This window comes from Streptomyces sp. NPDC029836, assembly GCF_055574495.1.
The window spans coordinates 361,087-382,796 of the sequence record NZ_JBVHZI010000004.1 but is presented as its reverse complement, the minus strand read 5'-3'; the positions used below and the strand labels follow the sequence as shown (position 1 = coordinate 382,796).

The following is a 21,710-nucleotide window of genomic DNA, read 5'->3' as shown; positions in this document are numbered from 1 at the left end:
CGCGAAACTCCCCAGAAGAACCGATTCGCGAGCGGCGACACGGAAGCGGAATGACCACCGAACGACGCACCGACCACATACCCCCCGGCCGGGACCGGACGAACCCCCTGGCACCCCCCGCCTGGCTGCTCGCGGGCCTGCGGCCGACGGCCGCGCCCGTCCCGTGGGCCGCGGTCCTGCGCGCGGGCGTCGCCCTCTCCGTCCCGCTGGCCGTCGGCTTCGCCCTGGACGAGCCCGAGTACGGTGCGCTCGTCTCCATGGGCGCCCTCTCCGGGGTGATCGGCGACACCGCCGACGCCTACCGGATGCGGGTCCTCAACATCGCCGTCCCGCAGCTCTTCGGCGCCGTCGGAGTGGCCCTGGGCACCCTCGTGTTCGGGCACGGCTGGCTCGCCGTCGGCGTCCTCACCCTGATCGCCCTCGTCTCCGGCATGATCTCCTCGATCGGCACCGTCGCCTCGGTGTCCGGGCTGCTGCTCCTGCTCAACGCCGTCGTCGGCGCGGGGCTGCCGATGCCCCGGCCCTGGTGGATCGCGCCGCTGCTGCTCGCGGCGGGCGGGCTGTTCGTCCTCGCGCTCACCCTGCTCGGCTGGCCCCTGCGCGGCCGCCGACCGGAGCGGGCGGCCGTCGCCGCCGCGTACCGGGCCCTCGCCGACGGCCTCGAAGCGGCGGGCGGGCCCGGGTCCGCGTACGAGGACGCCCGCCGCGGACTCACCCTGGCCCTGAACCACGCCTACGACCTGGTCCTGGGTCGGCGTGCCCGCGTCCACGGGCGCAGCCCGTCGCTGGTACGGATGCTCGCCCAGCTGAACGTGCTCATCCCGCTCGTGGAAGCGGCCCCGGCCGCGCACCTGCGGCGTCGGCCGTTGCCGCCCGAGGTGCCGGCGGCCGTCCGCGAGCTGGCCGACGCGGTGGAGGAGGGGCGCACCGGGGCCCACGTCCTCGTGCTGCCCGCCCCGCACAGCCAGTCCGAACGGGCCGTCGACGCCGCGCTGCGGCACGCGGCGGCCATCGTGCACCTCGCCGAGCCGGAGACCCACAACGTCGACGACCGGCTCGGCCGGCCCGCCGCGCTGCGGGTGCGGGCGCGGCGGGCGGTGCGCGACATGATGTTCTCCTCGGCGTCCTGGCGGTACGGGCTGCGGCTCGCGCTGTGCATCGGGCTCGCCCAGTCGCTGGTCTCGCTGATCGAGGTCGAGCGCTCGTACTGGGTGGCGCTGACCGTCACCTTCGTCCTCAAGCCGGACTTCGGGTCGGTGTTCTCCCGGGCGTTGCTGCGGGCGCTGGGTACGGCGGCGGGGTTGGTGCTCGCGGCGGCGGTGCTCGCGGAGGTGCCTCGCGGGTGGTGGGACGTGCCGGTGATGTTCGCGCTCGCCGCGCTGATCCCGGCGTTCTCGGCGAAGGGGTACGCGTTCCAGACGGCGGCGATCACGCCGGTCATCCTGTTGCTGTCCGACCTGCTCAACCACCAGGGGTTCGACCTGATCCGGCCGCGGCTGCTGGACAGTCTGATCGGGTGCGCGATCACGCTGCTGGCCGGGTACCTGCTGTGGCCGGAGAGCTGGCGGACCCGGCTCGGGGACCGGTTGGCCGACTGCGTGGACGATGCGGCGCGGTACGTGGAGCGGTGCTTCGCGCCGGTCGCGGACGAGGCGGGGGTGCGGGTGGCTCGGCAGGCGCGGTTGCAGGCGCGGCGGCGGATCTATCGGGACCTGTCCGGGGTGCGGAGCGAGTTCCAGCGGGCGTTGACGGAGCCGCCGCCGACGGGGGCGCGGGCGGCGGCGTGGTGGCCGTTGGTGGTGGCGGTGGAGCGGATCGTCGACGCGACGACGGCTGCGCGGGTGCGGGTGAACCACGGGGCGGTGCCGCCTGCCGCGGAGGAGGTCGAACGGATCGCGCGGGAGCTGCGAGGGCTCGCCGAGGGGGTCCGCAGCAGTGTGACGCCGGTCCGGGTGGTGGTGCCGCCGGCGGCGGACGCGTCGAGCGTGCTGGCGCCGGTGCACCAGGAGGTGGCGGCGGCTCGGGCGATTGCGCAGCCTGTGCGGTAGCCCTGGCCGGGTGGGGGTGGGGGTGGGGCCGGGGCTGCGGGTGGGGGCTGCGGGTGGGGTCGGGGCCCGTGCCGGGGTGGGGTGTCGTCCGGGACGGGCATGATTTATGGCGCCCTGTCCGGGGTGGATTCGTCGGGCGGCACCGCGCGCCAACAAATCACGTTTTGGTCCCGGACGACACCCCACCCCGTCCCCGGCCCCGACCGGTGGCACCGTCCGGTTCAGGTTCGCCGGGGGTGGGGCGGAGATGCGGGGGGGGGCGGGCCTCGGGTCGGTCTGTGCGTGAGTCGTGTTGGGGGGTCGCTCCAATGGGTCATTGTTCGGGCCCGGGGGCTGGGGTGGGGGGAGCATCGAGGTATGAGGGACTCGGTGCGGCGGGGGTGGTGGGTGGGGGTCGTCGTGTGGTGTGCCGGGTGTGCCGACGTGGAGGGGTTGCAGAGCGCCGGCGACTTCGGGACCGTGCACGCCCCGCAGAGCCTGTGGCGGGAGATCCGGCCCGATCCCCTTGGCCCGGGGCAGGAGCCGGGCGCGGCCGCCGTCGTGCCGGGGCTGCCCGAGGTGACCACCGGCAGCATGCGCGGCGTGAACGCGGTGGACGTCGTACGGGCCGACGTCACCGCCGCCACCGCCCAGGACGGCGGCACGGGCCGGCTCGTCGACCCGCGGGCGGCCCAGCGGCTGACGCTCTGCACACAGGCTGTGGACGGCGGTCCGGACTGTCCCGTGCGGCCCCCCGTCCTGCACGACGTGACGGGCAACGGCAAGGACGAGCTGATCACCGCCCTCGACATCGACGGCCGGCTGAGCGAACTGCGCGTCTATACCGTCCGCGACGACGGCAGCGTCGCCCGGATCCTGTCGCGCCGCGCGGTCCTGGAGGGGGTGGAGGTGGCCGCCGAGCACCTCGCGGTGCGTGAGCCCACCTCGAACCCCGAGTACATCTCCGTCTCCGACTACGTGTGGGACCCGGACGCCGGGATCATGAACCTGTCGCAGCTGACCCTCGACGAGTGCTCCGCGCTCGCGAAGGCCCCCCTCGGCGAGGACGGGGCGCGATGCGCGCGCTGAGCAGCCTGCGCTGGAAGATCGCGCTGACCACCACGCTCGTGTGCTGCGCGGTCGCCGCCGTACTGGGCGTGCTGGTGCACAACGTGGTCGCCGAGCAGATCTCCGGCGAGGTCCGCAAGGACGTCTACCGGGACCTCGACCACGCCCTCGGCCACTACGAGTACGGCACCGCGCACGGTGACATCGCGGTCGCCCTGGACCCGCCCGCCCTGCCCGCGCCGCTGCGCCGGCTCGTCGCGCGCGGACAGACCGGCAGCATGGTCGGCGAGTACCGGGGCGAACCCGTCATGTGGGGGGCCGGGCCCGCCGACCGGAAGGCCCTCGCGGTGTGGATCCCGTACGAGGGGACGCGCGAGCGGCTCCGCGACATCGACACCGCGATCCTCGCCTCCTCGGCGCTCGCCGCCGGCGTGGTGGCCCTGGCCGGCCTGTTCCTCGCCGACCGGATCAGCCGCCGGCTCGCCCGGACGGCGGCCGTCGCCCGCCGGATCAGCGGCGGGGACCTGGACGCCCGGGTGGGTTTCCCCACGCGCCGCTCCGACCCCCGCCGGGCCGGCGATCGCGACGAGGTCCGGGACGTGGCGCAGGCGCTGGATCTGATGGCCTCGTCCCTGCAAGCACGGCTGGAGGCCGAGAAGAGGTTCACGGCCGACGTCGCGCACGAGCTGCGCACCCCGCTGACCGGTTCGCTGGCCGCCGCCGCCCTGCTGCCGGAGGGACGCCCCAAGGAGATGATCAACGACCGCCTCAAGGCCCTGCACCTGCTGACCGAGGACCTGTTGGAGATCTCCCGGCTCGACTCCGGGGTGGAGCGGGCGGAACTGGCGCGCATCGACCTCGGCCGGGCCGTCCGGCGGGCCGTCGCCGGGACCGGACTGGCCGCGTCGGTGGAGGTGGTACGGGACGCGGTGGTGCTCACCGACCGGCGACGGCTGGACCGGATCGTCAGCAACCTGCTGGTCAACGCCCACAAACACGGGCGGCCGCCGATCGAGGTCACGGTCGAGGGGCCGGTCGTGGTGATCCGCGACCACGGGGCCGGCTACCCGGCCGAACTGATCGAGCAGGGTCCGCGGCGCTTCCGCACCGGGGACCCCGGGCGCGGGCGCGGCCACGGGCTGGGGCTGACGATCGCCGCCGGTCAGGCGGCCGTCCTGGACGTGTCGCTGACCTTCTCCAACGCCCCCGACGGGGGCGCCGTGAGCACGCTCCGGCTGCCGGTGGGGCTTTTGACGCCCGACAGTTGAGGGGGCGGTCGACCGGGTCGGGGCCGTGTTTCACGTGAAACACGGCCCCGATCAATGGCGCAACTCGGGTCGTCAGACGCCGATGTTGCGGCCGTCCTTGCGCCACACCGAGACCACGGAAGGACGGACGATCCTGCCCGGTCCGTCGGGCCACACCGACTGCGGCTTCTCGACGGACGCGCCGTCGATCTCACCCGGGTGCTGGACCGCGACGAGGACCCGCTTGTCCTGGATGATCGGGCCACAGGTCTCCGCGCCGCGCGGCACGGTGAGGAACTGCTTCAGCTCACCCCGGCGGTCACCGGTGGTCGCGACGCCGAACAGACCGTCGTGGGAGCCGAGCTGGTTGCCGTCCGTGGAGATCCACAGGTTGCCGTGCGGGTCGAACGCCACGTTGTCCGGGCAGGAGATCGGGCTGACCTTGTCCTTCGGGAAACCGGCGAAGTAGGTCGACGGGTCGTTCGGGTCGCCCGCGACCAGGAACAGCCGCCACGCGAAGCCGTCGCCGGCCGGGTCGTCGAAGTTCTCGGCGAGCTCCAGGATCTGGCCGTGCTTGTTCAGGTTGCGCGGGTTGGACTCGGTGGCGCCCTCCTTGCCGGGCTTGCCACGGTCCGTGTTGTTGGTCAGCGCGACGTAGACGCGGCCGGTGCGCGGGGACGGCTCGACGTCCTCGGGGCGGTCCATCTTGGTCGCGCCGACCTTGTCTGCGGCCAGCCGCGTGAAGACGTAGACCTCTTCGGCCGTCATGCCCTCGACGTGCGAGACGTTGCCGGTGGCGAGCTTGATCCAGATGCCGGAACCGTCGAACTCGCCGTCGGCGGGCAGCTTGCCCGAACCGTCGAACTGCTCGACCGAGGAGTCACCGGTCAGCTTGGCGACGTACAGGGTGCCCTCGTCGAGCAGCGTCAGGTTGTGCTCCTTGGCCGCGCGCGAGTTGCCCTTCTTCATCTGCTTCGACGAGACGAACTTGTAGAAGTAGTCGAAGCGCTCGTCGTCGCCCATGTAGACGACCGGACGGCCGTCCTCGGTCAGGCGGGGCTGGGCGGCCTCGTGCTTGAAGCGGCCGAGCGCGGTGCGCTTGCGCGGCACGGAGTTCGGGTCGTACGGATCCAGCTCGACGACCCAACCGAAGCGGTGGGACTCGTTGGGCTCCTGCGCCACGTCGAAGCGCTTGTCGAACCGCTCCCACTTGCGCTCGGTGGCGCCCGAGGTCACGCCGTAGCGCTTCAGGCGGGCGGCCGCGGTGGGGTCGGTGACCTGGCCGGCGTTGGCGAAGTACTGGTTGAAGTTCTCCTCGCCGTGCAGGGTGGTGCCCCACGGGGTGGTGCCACCCGCGCAGTTGTTGAGCGTGCCCAGGACCTTCGTACCGGTCGGGTCCACGGAGGTCTTCAGGAGCGCGCCGCCGGCCGCCGGGCCGGTCATGCGGAACTCGCTCTTGGTGTGCAGGCGACGGTTGAGCTGGTGGCGGGTGACCGCGGTCAGCTTGCCGCTGCGGTGGTCCTCCTGGACGACGACCACGGACAGGCCGTGCGCGGCCCAGGCGATCTCGACCTGCTCGCGCGTCGGGTTCGCCGGGTCGTAGCCCTTGAACATGAGGATCTCGTCGGTGTACTCGTGGTTGGCCACGAGGAGCTGCTGGCGCTCGTAGTCACCACCGAGCGGGAGCAGGCTCAGGAAGTCGTTGTTGTAGCCGAACTGACCGGCCTGGGCGGCGGCGGTTTGCTTGTCGGCGTTGAAGCCCGGAGCGCCCTTGACGATCGGCTCGCCCCAACGGATGACGACGTTCTGCTCGTAGCCGCCGGGAACCGTGACCTTGTCGTCGGTGTTCGGCGCGACCGACGCGAAGCGCAGGCCGCGAGCGGCCTCGCCGCCGCGCTGGGCCTCGGTGACGGGGGTGGCGTTGGCGCTCTGGCCGCCGTTGCCGCCGAGGGTGACCGCGGTGCCGGCGGCGGTCGCCACCGTCACGACCGCGGCGGAGCGCAGCATCGAGCGACGGGAGTAGGCACGGGCGATGACGTCGCCGACGTACTCGTTGTCGCTCTTGTTGGGCACCTCGTGGAAACATGCGTCGCCGCAGCGGTAGCGGCAGGTGAGAGCGGAACGGCCGCTCCCATGCGGGTTGCCGATGAGCGGCAGGAGCTTGCGCACGAGGTGTCCTCCGGAAGGTGCACGGTGCCGACAACGTGTCGGAACGAATCCAGCCGTGACGCTAGGCCCGGGTTGCGCCGATGCGGCGGCGCTGGGATGAACGCCGGATGAACCCGGCACGGCGGGGGGGCAGTTCGGCCGCGGGCACGTTTGCCCGGACAGTCGGGCGCCACGAAAGGCGACCCTGCCGAAGATCCAGCCGGACGGCCGATAACCTTACGTGTCCACTCTGGGCAGGGATCATCCGCGCAGCACGGACAAATGACTCACACACTCATGCGAAAGGCCTGGCCCATGGGTATTCGGAGCTTGTTGCGCAAGGTGTTCGGACGGTCTGCGGAACCGGTTCCGGAGACGTCGGACGCCCCTTCGGCGGCCCTTCCAAGCCAGACGGAACGCACCCCGCTGGACGTGGCCGCCGAGTTGGTGGCGGCGTCCTTCGACAACCCGACGGTGCCGCCGCAGCCGGCGCCGCGGGACCGCGAGCCGGGGACGGTCATGACCGCCCCCGTGCCCGCCACGGACCCGACGGTCCCGGAGGCGCGCCGCCCGGTGACCCCGCAGTCGCCGCAGGGCGGCGGCGAGGGCCCGACGGCGACCCCGACGGGCGGGGCGAGCCCGGCGGGTCAGGAGGCGAAGGAGCCCCCGGCCGCGGTCGCGGAGCCGGCTGCCGAGCCGGCTGCCGAGCCCGTCGCTGAGCCCGTCACCGTGGCGGAGGCGCCGACGGTCGTGAAGGCCGATGCCGAGCCGGCTGCCGAGCCCGTCGCCGTGGCCGGGGTTCAGCCCCCGACCGGCGTGGAGCCCGAGGCCGAGGCGGCCGTACCGGCCGTGGCCGAGGACTCCGCCTCCGCGGTCGAGGCACCTGTCGCGCAGGCCCCGGCCGGCGTCGAAGCCGAAGCCGACGTGCGGGCCGCTGCGGTGGTCGAGGTCGTGCCCGAGGCCGAAGCGGCCGCCGTGGCACCGGCCGTCGCGGTACCGGCCGTCGCGGCGGTCGCCTCGGAACCGGAAGCGGAACCGGAATCGGAAGCAGAAGTCGCTCCCGAGGCCGCTTCGGTCGTACCGGCCCCGATCGCGGTAGTAGCCCCCGAGGCCGAGGCGCCCGTGCCCGCCACCTCTCCGGTGGAAGCGGAGCCCGAGCCGGAGCCGCTGCCCGCGGCCGCTGTGGTCACCGCCGACGCGGACGCCGAATCCGAGCCCGAAGCGGAACCCACGGCGGAACCCGCGCCGGAACCCGTGGTGACCGAGCCCGCAGTGGCCGAGGTCGCTCCCGGGATCCCCGCCCCCGTGGCGGAGCCCGTGGCCCCCGAGGCCGTGCCCGTAGCAGCAGCAGCCGCCGTCGCGGCCGCGACGGTGCGGCGGCGGGCACCCGGGGTGAGCGGGGCGTACAAGGCCGCCGGCCAGGTGCTGCGCGGCAAGGGGAGGGTCGGGGCGCGGGCCAAGGTGTACCTCGTACTGGACCGTTCCGGCTCGATGCGCGGGTTCTACAAGGACGGCAGTGCCCAGCACCTCGCCGACCACGCCCTCGCGCTGGCCGCGCACCTCGACGAGCGGGCCACCGTCCACACGGTGTTCTTCTCCACGGAGGTGGACGGCACCGCCGACCTGACCCTGGACGCGCACGGCGCGAGCTGGGTCGAGGCCCGGCACTCCGAGCTCGGTCGGATGGGCCGCACCAGCTACCACGCGGCCGTCGAGGCCGTCCTGGAGCGGTACCAGAAGGACGGCGGCGAGGGCCCGGCCCTGGTCCTCTTCCAGACGGACGGCGCCCCCGACAACCGTCAGCCCGCCCGGCAGGCCCTCGTGGACGCCGCGACGGCCGCTCCGGACGTCCGCTGGCAGTTCGTCGCGTTCGGTGACCTCGACTCGAAGGCGTTCGACTTCCTGCGTCGGCTGGACGCCGGGAACGCCGGCTTCTTCCACGCCGGCCCCGCGCCCGCCGCACTGCCCCCGGCCACGCTCCTCAAGGGCCTGCTCGACGGCTTCTAGCAGCGGCGGCGGCACCCGAACGAACGAAGGCGGCGCCCCCTCCCGACGGAGGGGGCGCCGCCTTCGCGCGTCACGGGGTTCAGCCGCGCGGGGAGCCCGCGTCCGGGATGACCGCGTCGGAGACGGGACGCTCCGAGGTCTTGGTCTCGACCGGCTTGCGCAGCGCGATGTTCAGCTCGCGCAGGCGGGCCTCCTCCAGCACCGTCGGTGCGCCCATCATCAGGTCCTGGGCGTTGCCGTTGAGCGGGAACGCGATGGTCTCGCGGATGTTCGGCTCGTCGGCCAGCAGCATCACGATGCGGTCGACGCCCGGGGCGATGCCACCGTGCGGCGGGGCGCCGAGGCGGAACGCGCGCAGCATGCCCGCGAACTCGCGCTCGACGGTCTCGGCCTCGTAACCGGCGATCTCGAAGGCCTTCAGCATGACCTCGGGCTCGTGGTTGCGGATGGCGCCGGAGGACAGCTCGATGCCGTTGCAGACGATGTCGTACTGCCAGGCCAGGATGTCGAGCGGGTCCTTCTCCTCCAGGTCCTTCATGCCGCCCTGCGGCATGGAGAACGGGTTGTGGGAGAAGTCGATCTTGCCGGTCTCCTCGTCCTTCTCGTACATCGGGAAGTCGACGATCCAGCAGAAGCGGAAGACGTTCTCCTCGAACTGGCCCGCGCGCTTGGCCGCCTCGACGCGGACGCCCGACATGATCTTGGAGACCTCGTCGAACTCGCCGGCGCCGAAGAACACCGCGTGGCCGGCCGCGAGGCCGAGGCGCTCGGTGAGGACCTTGACGTTCTCCTCGGTGAGGAACTTGGCGATGGGGCCGGTCAGGGCGCCCTCCTCGCCGACGCGGACCCAGGCCAGGCCCTTGGCGCCCAGCGAGATCGCGTACTCGCCGAGGCCGTCGAAGAACTTGCGGGGCTGGGCGGCGACGTCCGGGACGGCCAGCGCGCGCACGTGCTTGCCGGCGAACGCCTTGAACTCCGAGCCCTCGAACACGTCGGTGATGTCGACGAGCTCCAGCTTGGAGCGCAGGTCGGGCTTGTCGTTGCCGTACTTGAGCATCGACTCGCGGAACGGGATCCGCGGGAAGGGCGAGGTGACCTCGCGGCCGTTGCCGAACTCCGTGAAGATCTCGGTCATCAGGCGCTCGATCGGCTGGAAGACGTCCTCCTGCTCGACGAAGGACATCTCCACGTCGAGCTGGTAGAACTCGCCCGGCGAGCGGTCGGCGCGGGCGTCCTCGTCGCGGAAGCAGGGCGCGATCTGGAAGTACCGGTCGAAGCCGGAGATCATCAGCAGCTGCTTGAACTGCTGCGGAGCCTGCGGCAGGGCGTAGAACTTGCCCGGGTTCAGGCGGGACGGGACGACGAAGTCACGGGCGCCCTCGGGGGAGGTCGCCGTGAGGATCGGGGTCGCCATCTCGTTGAAGCCGAGCGCCACCATCTTCGAGCGGATCGACGCGATGACGGCCGAGCGCAGCATGATGTTGCGGTGCATGCGCTCGCGGCGCAGGTCGAGGAAGCGGTACTCCAGGCGGCGCTCCTCGTTCACCCCGTCATCGGTGTTGATGGTGAAGGGCAGCGGGGCGGACGCGCCGAGCACCTCGACGGCGGTGACCTCGACCTCGACCTCACCGGTGGAGAGCTCGGGGTTCACGTTGTCGGCGCCGCGGGAGACGACCTTGCCGTCGATGCGGACGACGGTCTCCTTGGTGACGCTGCTCAGCGCCTCGTTCGCGGCGGTGCCGGGACGGGCGACGAGCTGCGTGATGCCGTAGTGGTCCCGCAGATCGATGAAGAGGATGCCGCCCAGGTCTCGACGATTGTGGAGCCAACCGCTCAGCCGGACGTCGGAGGCGACGTCGGAAGCACGGAGCTCGCCGCACGTGTGGGACCTGTACCGATGCATCAGTCATCCAGTTCTACGCGATACCAGGGAGGATTCAACCGTCCCCAGGTTACCGCCCGGGCGGTGACGGCGTGGGCGCGCCCGGAGAGGGTGGCGAACGGGCAGGTCCATGGGATGACCTGTAAAGATGACCGGGTGCGCACCGAGGACGTCCTGGCCGCCATCGCGACCGGCCTGTGGCGATGGGACAACACCTCCGGGAAGGTCACGCTCGACGGCGAGGCCGCCCGGCTGCTCGGGCTGCCCGCCGAGCCCGTCGTACTGCCCGAGGTGGCCGTGCGCTCGCGGTTCCATCCGGTGGACTGGAACGAGATCAACGCCATCATCACCCTGGCCGTCGCCGAGGACACCCTCGCCGAGGCCCGGCTGCGGATCATGGACGAGGACGGCCGGGTCCTGCGCACCGTGCGCAGCCGCTCCAAGCCGTTGGAGCGCCGCACTCCGGACGGCCGGGTCGACTTCGAGCTGATCGGCACCCTCCAGGAGATCGCCGAGCCGCAGCCCGGCACGACGGCCGCGCACACCCCGATCACGGGTGACTGGCGGCGCTCGCGCGAGGCGTTCCTGCTGGACGCCGGCCGGGCGCTGGCCGAGGCGCGCTCCACGTCGGAGGTGCTGCGGGTGGCGGCCTCGCTGTCCATGCCGGGGTTCAACCCGGACGGGCTGGCGGTCTTCGGCGTCGAGGGCGACCGGCTGTCGGTCATCGGGCACCACGGGCACGGTCCCGGGGACGAGGGCCCCTTCACCGACATGGAGCGGGAGACGGACTACCCGGCCGCAGAGGTCGTCCGGACCGGGCGGGCGATCTACCTGTCGACCCCCGAGGACTACAAACGGCGCTTTCCGGCCGCCTGGCCGCTCGCCCAGCGGTTCGGCAGGGTCTCCTGGGCCTTCCTGCCGCTCATCGTCGCCGGGCGCACCATGGGCGCCTGGATGGCCGCCTTCAAGCACCCGGTGTCCTTCTCGCCCGACGAGCGGTCCGTGCTGACGACGGTGGCCCGGATGCTGGCCCAGGCCCTCCAGCGCGCCGGGGTGGCCGAATCCGAACGGGAACTCACGACGGGGCTCCAGCGGTCGATGATGCCGCAGCTCGGTCCGGAGGTCCCCGGGATGACGATCGCGGCCCGCTACGTCCCGACCGGCGGCGGGCTCCAGGTCGGCGGCGACTGGTACGACATGATCCCGCTGCCCTCGGGCCGCTTCGCGCTGGTGATCGGCGACGTCCAGGGGCACGACGTACGGGCCGCCGGGCTGATGGGCCAGCTGCGGATCGCGGTCCGCGCGTACGCCTCGGAGGGCCACCGGCCGGACGCCGTGCTGTCGCGGGCCTCCCGCTTCCTGGCCGGCCTGTGTTCCTCGCAGGAACGCGAGGAGGACGCCGGGCAGGACGGCGGCCCGCGCTTCGCGACCTGCCTGTACGTGGAGTGCGACCCGGAAACCGGAATGCTGGAGGTGGCCCGCGCCGGGCACCCCGATCCGGCCGTCCGGATGACCGACGGCACCGTACTGATGCGGCCGACGGCGGGCGGGCTGCCGCTCGGGATCATCCCGGACACCGACTACCCGACGACCCGGTTCGTCCTGGAGCCCGGCGAAACGATGATGCTGTGCACCGACGGGCTCATCGAGACCGGCGGCCACGACCACGACACGGGCTGGGCCCGGCTGCGGGCGATCCTGGAGACCGAGCCCCCGGAACCGGCGGGCGGCGACGCGAGCGGCGGCCCCGGCTCGGCGCACCTGGAACGGATGGCGGACCTCCTGGTCCAAGCCGTGCACGGGCCGTCCTCGCACCACACCACGGGGCCGCTCGTCGACCGCCGCGAGGACGACATAGCGGTGGTGCTGCTGTGTCGCGAGGGTTCGGACTGCGGCTGCGGCACCACGGCCGCGCACCCGGCGCGGCCCGCCCGGCGCACGATGCTGACCGTGGCCCAGGCCGAACCCGGCCGGATCGCGGGGGCCCGCCGGCAGATCCGGGAGCTGCTGCACGACTGGGCGGACGACGACCAGGTGGACTCGGCGGTGCTGATGGTCTCCGAGATGGTGACGAACGTACTGGTGCACACCGACGGCGACGCGCTGCTGGTCGCCGAGGCGGCGGGCGACCTGGGCACCCGGCGGCTGCGCGTGGAGGTGGCCGACGGGAGCGACGAGCTGCCCCACAAGCGGCAGCCCGGGGAGATGGCGTCGAGCGGGCGCGGGGTGCTGCTCATGGAGATGCTGGCCGACGACTGGGGCGTCGATCCGCGGGGTGAGGGCAAGTCGATCTGGTTCGAGTTGCACGAACGGTCCAAGCCGGACGCCGACGCGCTCGACTGAGCCGGGTCCGCGCGGGTCACCGTGGTTCGATGCCGCGGTGTCGACCCCCGGCGCCGCCAGGTACTCCGACCCCGACCCCGCGGCTGCCCGAGGCCGTACGGCGGCTCGGCGCCCGGTGCGCCGTCGTCCTGCTCGTCACCGCCGTGCTCGGCACGGCCCTGCTCGGGCCGATGCACCGGCGGCTGACCGGCATGAAGGTCAACCGTTCGCTCGCGGCGACACCGGCGACCGGGGACCGGCCCGATGGCATGGCCGGGGTGCATAACCGCAGGTCAGGTCGGTGTCCTGAGGGACCGTCGACTTTCCCTTGCATGTGAGGTGTCTCACCCACCGGGATTTTGCCCTCCCGTTACCCGATGCTTACGATCGCATTTCGAACAGTCCATCGGGGGAGAGTGACTGCTTTGCACACCATGGAATCCGTGCGTCCAGCCATCGCCGACCAAGTGCCTGACCAGCACGCAGAGTTGACGAAAACGGACGCACACGGCACGGGAACCTGCGACTGCGCGCAACTGCGCGGTGCCGTCCACGATCCACGGGGGATCGGGACGCTCACCGGGCGCGAGCGCCAAGTGCTCGCGCTGCTCGGCCACGGCATGCCCAACCGGCTCATCGCCCGACAGTTGGGCGTCGTCGAACGGACCGCGAAGGCCCACGTGGCCAGCATCGTGGACAAGCTCGGCGTCAGTTCCCGGCTCGAAGCCGCGCTGATGGCCCACCTGCACCACCCGCTCATCTGCACCGGGCACGTTGTCCCGAAGGACACCACACCAAGGGACAACTCCCCATTGGACAACACCCCAAGGACCAATACCCCTACCTCCGGGCTCGGTTGTTGACTGGGGAACACCCCGCCGGAACCACGGGCGGGCGTTTCCAAATGATCCGGAGAGCACAATGCAGAAGATCGAGAACGTCAGCGTCATGGAGCTCGTCGGTGGCTTCGAGGCCTACGCCGACGCCGCCGAGCTGAACTTCGAGGCGTCGGCCGACGCCCCGGCGATCACGCCGACCCTCACCACCATCGCCTACACCAAGGTGAGCGTCGCCGCGTCCGCCGCGTCCGTCAAGTGGGGCTGCTGAAGCAGCAGTAGGGGTGGCCGGTAACGGCTGATCCCGAGCGGTCCTGGGCGCGAGCAAGGCGCCCAGGACCGCCGCAGCCCCATGCCCCGGGGACACCCGGGCCCGGGCCCCGCCCATTCTTTCCTGCCCTTCCCTTCCGCGACTCCCGGAGGTGCGGCGATGAGCCGCAGCGTCTCTGTTCTGCTGCCCATGGTCCCGACCCGCGCGGAGCACGCGGCGCCGTTCGCCGCGTTCGTCCAGTGGCGGGGAGCGCGGGCCCTGTGGCACGGACAGGCCCTCCTCAACGAACAGCACCAGATCCTGGCCCAGTTGAGCGGCATGGGACTGGGCGTCCCCTTCGGGATCGGCGTCTCGTTGATGCCGCTGCGCCATCCCCTGCAGGCCGCCATCGAGGCCCGCACGCTCGCCGCGGCCTCCGGCCACCCGATCACCGCGGGCTTCGGCCCCGGCGCACGCGCCTTGCAGGCGATGGTGCTCGGCGAGCCGTACAAGAGCCCGCTGACCGCCTGCCGCGAGTACCTGAACATCGTCCGCGGACTGCTCGACGGCGACGAGGTCGACCAGCGCGGCAGCTACTTCTCCTGCGTCGGCGCCCTGCCGCCCGCGCCCGCGCCTCCCGTCCGCGTCGGACTCGGGGTGCTGCGCCCCGGCATGGCCCGGATCGCCGGCGAGGCCGCGGACGTGGCGATTACCTGGCTGACCCCGCCCGCGTACGTGCGCGACGTCATCGTGCCCGCGCTGCGCGAGGGCGCCGAGGCTGCCGGGCGGCCGGTGCCGCGCGTCGTGTCCGTCGTCCCGATGGCCGCCGCGGCCGACGGCAGGAACCCCCTGACCGCGCTCGCCACCGGCAGCTCCAGCCACTTCGGCGCGCCCCACTATCGGGACATGCTGACCCGCGCCGAGGTGCGGGTCGACCCCGAGGACCCGGCCGCCACCGCCGCGGGCCTCCTCGCCGCGGGCGGAGCCCTGACCGGCGACGCCGCGGAGATGGCCGCGGGCGTCGCCGCGTACCACGCGGCGGGCGTGGACGAGGTGGTCCTCAACAACGTCGGGGTCGCCCTGCTGGAGGGACCGCGCGCCGTACTGCGCGACCTGGAAGCCCTGTTCACCGGAAGCGGCTGGTGAGCCCGGTGACCGAACACAAGGGGGACGGCCGGACCGGCACGGGCATCGGGGGCGCCGGGGCCGACCAGGCCGTCGAAGCCGCTGAGGCCACCCGGGCCTCCGCGCCACCCGCGCCCACCGGGCTCGGGTTCACGCGGTTGCTGCTCGTCGCCACCGGGTCCGTCTCCGCCGCCGAACTGCCGTCCTGGATCGCCTGGTTGCGTGCCACGCACCCCGAGCTGGAGATCCAGACCGTCCTCACCCGCAGCGCCCAGCGCTTCGTCACCCGCGAGTCCCTCAACCTGCTCACGGGCCGCCGCACCATGGTCGACGCCTGGCCGGAGGAACCCGTCCTGCGCGCCCCGCACGTCGACCTGACCGCCTGGGCGGAGGCCGTCCTCGTCCACCCCTCGACGTTCTCGTACACCGCCCGCCTCGCGCTGGGCCTCGCCGACAGCCCCTCACTGCTCACCGCGCAGTGCACGGCGGCGCCCGTCGCCGTCGCACCCGCGCTGCCGCCCGGCGGCGTACGCAGCCACGCCTTCCACCGGCACGTCGAGTCCCTCGCGGAGCGCCCCAACTGCGTCGTCGTACCGCCGGTGCCCGCGCTCAGCCTGACCACCGGGCGCACCGACAGCTGGGCCGCCGCCCCGCTGCCCGACGTGCTCGACGCCCTCGGCGCGCTGCACCGACGGCTCACCGCGGAGCCGACGCCGTGACCGCGGCCCCGCACACGGCTCAGGGCGCCGTCGTCGTCGACGCCTACGCCACCGGCCTGCTCGCCACCACCGTCACCGCCCTGCCCGACGGCGCTCACCACTGGCTGCGCCGGCCCGGTACGCGGGCCCCCGAACCGTTCGCCCCGCTCACCCCCCGCCTGCGCGCAGTCGTCGAGCAGACCTCCCCCGGCCCCGGCACCCGCCTGCTCGTCGGGACGGCGGCGCCGGGCGGCGCCCGGGCGTACGCCGCCCCCGGCCCGTACTCCGTGGCCCACTGGCTCATCGCCGGCGGCAGCCCGCACGCCGTCCCCGGCGGCCCGCGCGCGCTCCACGACGCCCTCCGCGAGGTCGGCGCGCTGCTCGCCGCGCTGCACGCCCGGCCCGTCCCCGCGGAGGCCCGCCGGCCGGCCCGCGCCGCCGTCCGGCTCCACACCTGGCTGTCCGGGCGTACGAACGCCGGCGGCGCGACCGCCGCGGACCTGCTGGGCGGCGCCGCCGTCGGCCCCCTGCGCGACTGGGCCGCCGAAGCCGCGCACCCCGCGACCGGGCACGTCCTGTCGCACGGCGCGCCGAGCCTCGGCTCGCTCGTCCCCCGCGCCGGCGGGGTCGGCGCGGGGGTGCTGCTGACCGGCGAGGACCTGTGCGCCGCACCGGCCCATGTCGACCTGGGCTGGATCGCCGGCGAACTCGCCGAGTTCCGCTGGCTGCTGGGCGCCGCCGGCGACCCCCGCGACTGGCAGCAGCCGTTGGACGCCCTGCTCGACGGCTACGGCGCCGACTCCGCGCCCGCGCGCGACGGCTGCCTGCGCGGCGCCGCCCTGCGCATCGCGCTCCACGCGCACGACACGGCCGCGTACGTCCCGGACGGCGCCGACACGGCCCGCCTGTACGGCGTGCTCGCCACCACGCTCACCGAAGGAGCGGCCGCATGACCGGCATCGGGATCCGCGCGACCGGCGGGACAGGCCCGCGCCGGCTGACCCTCGACAACGGGCTGCGCGTACTGATCGACACGGCGGCGACACCGGTCGGTCTCACAGCCGTCGCGGTGCACTACGGCGTCGGCTTCCGCTCGGAGCCCGAGGGCCGTGCCGGCGTCGCCCACCTGCTGGAGCACATGATGTTCGAGGGCAGCGAACGCCTTCCGGAACGCGCCTACTTCACCGCCCTCGTGGCCGCCGGCGGATCCGCCGAGGGCACCACCCACCAGGACTACACGGACTACGTCCATGTCGTTCCCACCGCGGACCTGGAACGGGCACTGGCCGCCGAGGCCGACCGGATGCGCGCCCCCCTCTTCACCGCGAACTCCCTCGCCGAGCAACTCGCGGGCGTAGGGGCCGAGATCAGGGCCGCCGTCCACGACGCCCCGCTCGGTGGGCTGCCCTGGCCGCTGCTGCCGGCCCTGATGTACGACCGTTGGGCCAACTCCCACGACGGCTACGGCGACCTGCCCGAACTCGCCCGCCTGACGCCCGGGGACTGCGCCGACTTCTTCCGCGCGCACTACGCCCCGGGCAACGCCGTCCTCACGGTCAGCGGCGCCGACGACCCCGACCGGGTCGCCGCGCTCGTCACCCGGCACTTCGCCGCGGTGCCGGCCCGGCCGGCGCCCGATACCGCACCCCGCCCGGTCCTGGCAGAACCCCCGCTCGCCACGGACCGGGTGGGCGTGCACACCGTGCCCGGGGGCGGCGCCGTCAGCCTCGGCTACCGGCTGCCCGACCCCGCGACCGACCTCGACGGCTACCTCGCCCGGCTCGTGGTCGCCCGGCTGCTGGCCGGGCCCCCCGTGGACGCCGGCTGCGGCTTCTTCGGGCCGCTGGACGCACTCGACCCCGACACCCTCGTCATCACCCTGCCCGCCGCCGACGAGGACGGCGTACGGGAGGCCCTGCGCCGGGTGGACGACGCACTGCGGGCCCTCGGCGACGCCGGCGACGCCGAGGTCCGGCAGGCGGCGGGCCGGCTCGCCGACGACCACCTGCGCGCCCACCACGGCGCGGACCAGCGGGCCCGCGCGCTGGGCCGGTTGGAGATCCTCCTCGGCGATCCCGCCCTCCTCGACACCCTGCCCGACCGCCTGCGGACCCTGGACCCGGACCGGGTCCGGGCGGCCGCCGGCGCCCTGTCCGCCGACCACCGCGCGGTGCTGGCCCTCCTCCCGGGCGGCGCCCCGACCCCGTTCCGCGACCTGACGGCGACTCCCCGCCCCGCCAACCCGGCCCCGCTCCCGCTCCCGCGCCCCGCCCCGACACCCGGCGCGACCGCACAGCCCGGCTCCCGCACCGCCGATACGCAGGCACCGACACCCGGCGCTGCCGGTACGCCCGCCCCGGTACCCGGAACCACCGCACCGGAACACGGCGCCCCCACGCCGGAGCCGGAGCCCCACGACTTCCCTCCTACGCCCGGCACTGTCCCCGCGCCCGCGTCGGCGCCCCGCGACCCCGCTGCCACGCCCGGCACCGCCCGCGAGCCCCGCGGCTCCGGTCCCGCGCCGGAGCCGGGGCCCCGCGGCTCCGCGACCGCGCCGCGTTCCGCCGTCGCGGCGGGTCCGGAGCCGGCACCGGTGCCCGTCGCGGCCTCGGCGGCGCCCCGGTTGCGGGCGTTCGGGTTCGCCGAGAGCGGGGGCGGGAGCGGGCGGGTCGGTGGTGAGCCCGTCGTCGCCGCCGTGCGGGACACCCGGGCGCCCCTCGTGGAGTTCCGGCTGCGTCTGCCCGCGCCCCCGGCGGCCGCGCCCGCCGACCGGGAACGGCTCGCCCTGGTGCTCGCCGACCGATGGGCGGCCCGCTTCCCCGCGCGGGGATCGGTGTCCACGACCGTGGAGGGCGGCGCCGTCCTGCTCGACGCCTGGCTGCCCGCGCCCGCCCCCGACCCGGTGGTGTTCGCCGACCTGCTCGGCGTCCCGCCCACGGCCGCCGAGTTCGCCGACGCGGAACCGCGCGCCCGGGCCCGCATGGGCGGCCGGGTCAGCAGCCCGACCTGGCTCGTCGAACAGGCGCTGCGTCAGCGGCTCCTGGCCGGCGGGCCCGTACCGGGCGGCATCGGCGTCACCCCGCCCCCGTACGCGGGCGGCGTCGAGCTCACCGCCGTCGGCGACCTCGATCCCGACGCCTGGGTCGCGGCGGCGACCGCCGCCCTGCGTCCCCCGCTCACCGCACGGCCCGGACCCGCGCCGTCGTTCCCGGCCGCCACCGAGGGCCTCGCGCTGCTCACCCTGCCCCCGGCCCTGCCCGCGACCGTCGCCCACCTGGTGTGGGCCACCCCCGAACCGCCCCCGACCGGGTCGTTCGCCGCGCGCTGGCTCGCCGTGTCCGTGCTCGGCGGCGGCCAGCCCGGCGCACGGCTCGCCGCGCTGCGCACGCCGCAGGCCCCGTACGGCTTCACCTCGTACGCGGGCCGCTTCGGCGACCACGCCGGTACGGGGCCGCTCGTGCGGATCCACGCCCAACTGCCGCCCGACGGAGCCGTCGAGGCCGCCGCCGTGATCCGCGCGGAGCTGCGCCGCACCGCGACCGAGCCGCCCACCGCCGGCGAGGTGGACGCCGCCCGCCGGTACTGCGCGGGCCAGTTCGCGCGCATGCCGCAGTCGCAGTCCTCGTTCGCCGACCAACTGAGCGCCTGGCTCGCGACCGGCCGTCGGACCGCCGAACTCGTCGACTTCCCCGACGCCCTGTACGGGGCGCCGGCCGCCGAGGTGGCCCGTGACTGCGCCCGCCTCTTCGCCCAGCCCGCCTACGCCGGAGTGCTCGCCGCCCCGGCCACCGACCCGGCCGGACCAGCCGACCCGGCCCGACCCGCCGACCCGGCCGCTCCGGCCCGACCCGCCGACCCGGCCGCTCCGGCCCTCCCGGCCGAGGAGACCCCGTGACCCGCACCATCGCCCTCACCCCGCCCCGCACCGAACTGCGGTTCCAGCCGGTCGATCTCGACGGCGTGCCCGAGGTCGACGCACTGCTGCGGCGCCTCGGCACGGGCCCCTTCGACCGCGCCGACCTCACCGCGCTGCCCGGCCGCAACGACACCTGGGCGGGCCGCACGACCGGCGGCGCCCGCGTGTTCGTCAAGCGGCTGACCGGGCCGCCGCAGGACGTACGGGCCCGGATGGGGCGCGCGCTCGCCTACGAACGGATCGTCGCGGACGCCCCCGCCGACGTACTGCGCGGCCCCGCGCTGCTCGGCAACGACCCGGACGCCGGGCTGCTCGCCTTCGACTACCTCCAGGACGCCCGTAGCGGCGCCGAGTTGATGGCCGACCAGGAGTTCACTCCGGAGCTCGCGCACCGCGCCGGCCTCGCCCTGGGCCGGCTGCACGCCCGCCCCGTCGGACCGCGCGACGACCTGGAGCGGAGCACGCCCGTCCTGCCCTCCCCGGAGCTGCTGGAGGCCCTGCCCGCCGCCGTGTTCGAGGAGCTCAGCGGCGCGGAGCTGGAGACCTGGCGACTGCTGCAGAACGACGCCCCGCTGATCGCCGCCGTGCACCGACTGCTCGCCGACGAGCAGGCCGCGCCGCGCGTGCCCGCCCACTGCGACCTGCGGATGGACCAGTTCCTGATCACCGGCCGGCCCGGCCCGGACAGCCGGCTGCACGTGGCCGACTGGGAGGAGTTCCGCCTCGCCGACCCGGCCCGCGACGTGGGCGGCTTCGCCGGCGAATGGCTGCACCGCGCCGTCCACGACATCGTCACCACCCGCGGTGACGCCGACACCGCCGCCTTCGCCGGCCTGTCCATGACCCGCGAGACCGTGCTCGCCCGCGGCGCGGAGAAGCTGACCCGGCTGCGTCCGGTCGTCCAGGAGTTCTGGCGCGGCTACCGCGAGGCCCGGCCGGACGCCGATCCGGGCCTGGCCGAACGGGCCACCGCCTTCGCGGGCTGGCACCTGCTGGACCGACTGCTCGCCGGGGCCGCCCGTTCCAACCGGCTGCTCGGCATCGAGCGGGCCGCCGCCGGCATCGGTCGGACGGCCCTTCTCGACCCCGCCCGCTTCACCCACGTCGTCGGACTCGGAGACGCCTCGTGACCACCGCCGCAGCCACCGCCCCCACCGCGCCGGCCGACGCCGCCCTGGCCCCCGCCCTCGCCGACGCCCTGGCCCGCATCCACCTCTCCGCCGACGGCCTCACCGCCACCGTCGGCCCCCGCACCATCGAGGGCGAGTCCACCCGCGAACTCCAGCAGCGGCTGGGCGCGGCCCTGTACGAGGTGTTCCACACCGGCCGCGCCGAGGCCGACACCCGCCCCCGCCGCATGGCCCCGCGCGACCACGGCTTCGAGCGCGAGCTGGCGGCGGCGCTGCCGCACCACGAGATCACCCGCACCGGGGTCCTGCTCCGCGCCCCGCAGCCGCCCACCACCGACAGGGGGGCGCGCGTACCCGAGGCACCCGCGTCCGAGGCACCCGTACCCGAGGCGCTCGTGTCCTGGGACGGCGTCCGCGTGCGGGTTCCCGTGGACCGCCTCACCGCCGACGGCCCGCTCGTGCCCGGCGCCGAGGTGCGCAGCCCCGCCTCCCCGGCCCGGCCCGCGCTCTCGCCCGGGTTCTTCTACGCCATGGGCTCCCGAGAGCCGCGCTTCGGCGACGAACTGCTCCGGGTCTACGTCCACCTCACCGACCCCGCCCGGGCCCCGTGCGTCTGGGGCGCCGTACTGGAGCGCCTGGAGGCGGCCGGGGCCGGCTACCACGCCAAGGTGCTGTCCGGTCCGGCCGACTACCCCCGTCGCGACGCCCTCGTCGTCTACCTGGGCGCCGAGTCCCGGGGCGCCTGCCACACCGTCGCCGACGCCGTCCGCGACCTGCCCGGCACCGGCTCCGACACCTCGGTCTTCGCCCACCGGCTCGGCCCCGCCGCCGCCGTGGCATGGGAGCCGGCCGACCCCCGGCCCGGCGCGGGCGGACTGAGCTTCGGCCAGCACCGCGCGGCGGCCCTCGCCGAGGCCGCCGTACGGGCCGCCGCAGGAGCCGGCTCCGACACCGACGCCCACCCCGCCCGCTCCGCGTTCGCCGGCGCCGGCATCGACCCCGGCGCCCCCTACCGGAACCTGGCCTCCCCGGACCTCCCCGCCCGCTGAGCGGG

15 protein-coding genes are annotated in these 21,710 nt (G+C 74.5%); 13 read left to right on the top strand and 2 right to left on the bottom strand.

The annotated features are described in order from the left end of the window. Nucleotides 1-50 precede the first annotated feature (50 nt). From ACZ4XJ_RS15420 to ACZ4XJ_RS15410, 3 genes are all read left to right on the top strand, one after another. On the top strand, nucleotides 51-2,048 hold the full coding sequence (locus tag ACZ4XJ_RS15420) for an FUSC family protein (protein WP_468496449.1): 1,998 nt from the start codon (nucleotides 51-53) through the stop codon (nucleotides 2,046-2,048). Between the two features lie 357 nt (nucleotides 2,049-2,405). Further along, nucleotides 2,406-3,116, top strand: a complete 711-nt coding sequence (locus ACZ4XJ_RS15415; protein ID WP_362875245.1) for a hypothetical protein — start codon at nucleotides 2,406-2,408, stop codon at nucleotides 3,114-3,116. Then, a complete protein-coding gene (locus ACZ4XJ_RS15410; RefSeq protein WP_468496448.1) occupies nucleotides 3,104-4,363 on the top strand; it encodes a sensor histidine kinase in 1,260 nt (419 codons plus the stop codon). The genes ACZ4XJ_RS15415 and ACZ4XJ_RS15410 overlap by 13 nt, the downstream gene beginning before the upstream one ends. Nucleotides 4,364-4,435: 72 nt before the next feature. Here ACZ4XJ_RS15410 and ACZ4XJ_RS15405 read toward each other — a convergent pair whose 3' ends face one another. After that, entirely contained in the window at nucleotides 4,436-6,511 is a 2,076-nt protein-coding gene (locus tag ACZ4XJ_RS15405; RefSeq protein ID WP_468496447.1) for a PhoX family protein, read from the bottom strand. 294 nt (nucleotides 6,512-6,805) lie between these two features. Between ACZ4XJ_RS15405 and ACZ4XJ_RS15400 the strand changes: the two genes are divergently transcribed. Next, on the top strand, nucleotides 6,806-8,497 hold the full coding sequence (locus ACZ4XJ_RS15400; protein ID WP_468496446.1) for a VWA domain-containing protein: 1,692 nt from the start codon (nucleotides 6,806-6,808) through the stop codon (nucleotides 8,495-8,497). A gap of 79 nt (nucleotides 8,498-8,576) precedes the next feature. On the opposite strand, the gene aspS is transcribed toward ACZ4XJ_RS15400, so the two are convergent. Beyond that, complete coding sequence (gene aspS / locus ACZ4XJ_RS15395) at nucleotides 8,577-10,400, bottom strand: aspartate--tRNA ligase (protein WP_362875241.1); 1,824 nt, start codon at nucleotides 10,398-10,400, stop codon at nucleotides 8,577-8,579. Between the two features lie 135 nt (nucleotides 10,401-10,535). On the opposite strand from aspS, the gene ACZ4XJ_RS15390 reads away from it, so the two are divergent. From ACZ4XJ_RS15390 to ACZ4XJ_RS15350, 9 genes are all read left to right on the top strand, one after another. Beyond that, nucleotides 10,536-12,722, top strand: a complete 2,187-nt coding sequence (locus ACZ4XJ_RS15390) for a SpoIIE family protein phosphatase (RefSeq protein ID WP_468496564.1) — start codon at nucleotides 10,536-10,538, stop codon at nucleotides 12,720-12,722. 422 nt (nucleotides 12,723-13,144) lie between these two features. Beyond that, nucleotides 13,145-13,564: a helix-turn-helix domain-containing protein gene (locus ACZ4XJ_RS15385; protein WP_468496445.1), complete on the top strand. Its 420-nt coding sequence runs from the start codon at nucleotides 13,145-13,147 to the stop codon at nucleotides 13,562-13,564. Nucleotides 13,565-13,622: 58 nt separating this feature from the next. Continuing rightward, nucleotides 13,623-13,808 (top strand): LxmA leader domain family RiPP, encoded by a 186-nt coding sequence (locus ACZ4XJ_RS15380; RefSeq protein WP_362875239.1) that lies wholly within the window; start codon nucleotides 13,623-13,625, stop codon nucleotides 13,806-13,808. A gap of 159 nt (nucleotides 13,809-13,967) precedes the next feature. After that, a complete protein-coding gene (locus ACZ4XJ_RS15375; protein WP_468496444.1) occupies nucleotides 13,968-14,933 on the top strand; it encodes an LLM class flavin-dependent oxidoreductase in 966 nt (321 codons plus the stop codon). A 5-nt stretch (nucleotides 14,934-14,938) separates the two neighbouring features. Continuing rightward, entirely contained in the window at nucleotides 14,939-15,631 is a 693-nt protein-coding gene (locus ACZ4XJ_RS15370) for a flavoprotein (RefSeq protein WP_468496443.1), read from the top strand. Beyond that, nucleotides 15,628-16,563 (top strand): hypothetical protein, encoded by a 936-nt coding sequence (locus ACZ4XJ_RS15365; protein WP_468496442.1) that lies wholly within the window; start codon nucleotides 15,628-15,630, stop codon nucleotides 16,561-16,563. The genes ACZ4XJ_RS15370 and ACZ4XJ_RS15365 overlap by 4 nt, the downstream gene beginning before the upstream one ends. Beyond that, complete coding sequence (locus tag ACZ4XJ_RS15360) at nucleotides 16,560-19,505, top strand: insulinase family protein (protein WP_468496441.1); 2,946 nt, start codon at nucleotides 16,560-16,562, stop codon at nucleotides 19,503-19,505. The genes ACZ4XJ_RS15365 and ACZ4XJ_RS15360 overlap by 4 nt, the downstream gene beginning before the upstream one ends. After that, nucleotides 19,502-20,656: a class V lanthionine synthetase subunit LxmK gene (gene lxmK, locus ACZ4XJ_RS15355; protein ID WP_468496440.1), complete on the top strand. Its 1,155-nt coding sequence runs from the start codon at nucleotides 19,502-19,504 to the stop codon at nucleotides 20,654-20,656. The genes ACZ4XJ_RS15360 and lxmK overlap by 4 nt, the downstream gene beginning before the upstream one ends. Next, the gene (locus ACZ4XJ_RS15350; RefSeq protein WP_468496439.1) at nucleotides 20,653-21,705 is read left to right on the top strand and encodes a T3SS effector HopA1 family protein; all 1,053 of its coding nucleotides are present in this window, start codon (nucleotides 20,653-20,655) and stop codon (nucleotides 21,703-21,705) included. The genes lxmK and ACZ4XJ_RS15350 overlap by 4 nt, the downstream gene beginning before the upstream one ends. The last annotated feature ends 5 nt before the right edge of the window (nucleotides 21,706-21,710 follow it).

Bases quoted from the DNA above. Each gene is read 5' to 3' on its own strand.
- ACZ4XJ_RS15420 (WP_468496449.1), top strand. From the start codon at position 51: ATGACCACCGAACGACGCACCGACCACATACCCCCCGGCCGGGACCGG.
- ACZ4XJ_RS15415 (WP_362875245.1), top strand. From the start codon at position 2,406: ATGAGGGACTCGGTGCGGCGGGGGTGGTGGGTGGGGGTCGTCGTGTGG.
- ACZ4XJ_RS15410 (WP_468496448.1), top strand. From the start codon at position 3,104: ATGCGCGCGCTGAGCAGCCTGCGCTGGAAGATCGCGCTGACCACCACG.
- ACZ4XJ_RS15400 (WP_468496446.1), top strand. From the start codon at position 6,806: ATGGGTATTCGGAGCTTGTTGCGCAAGGTGTTCGGACGGTCTGCGGAA.
- aspS (WP_362875241.1), bottom strand. From the start codon at position 10,400: ATGCATCGGTACAGGTCCCACACGTGCGGCGAGCTCCGTGCTTCCGAC.
- ACZ4XJ_RS15380 (WP_362875239.1), top strand. From the start codon at position 13,623: ATGCAGAAGATCGAGAACGTCAGCGTCATGGAGCTCGTCGGTGGCTTC.
- ACZ4XJ_RS15375 (WP_468496444.1), top strand. From the start codon at position 13,968: ATGAGCCGCAGCGTCTCTGTTCTGCTGCCCATGGTCCCGACCCGCGCG.
- ACZ4XJ_RS15360 (WP_468496441.1), top strand. From the start codon at position 16,560: ATGACCGGCATCGGGATCCGCGCGACCGGCGGGACAGGCCCGCGCCGG.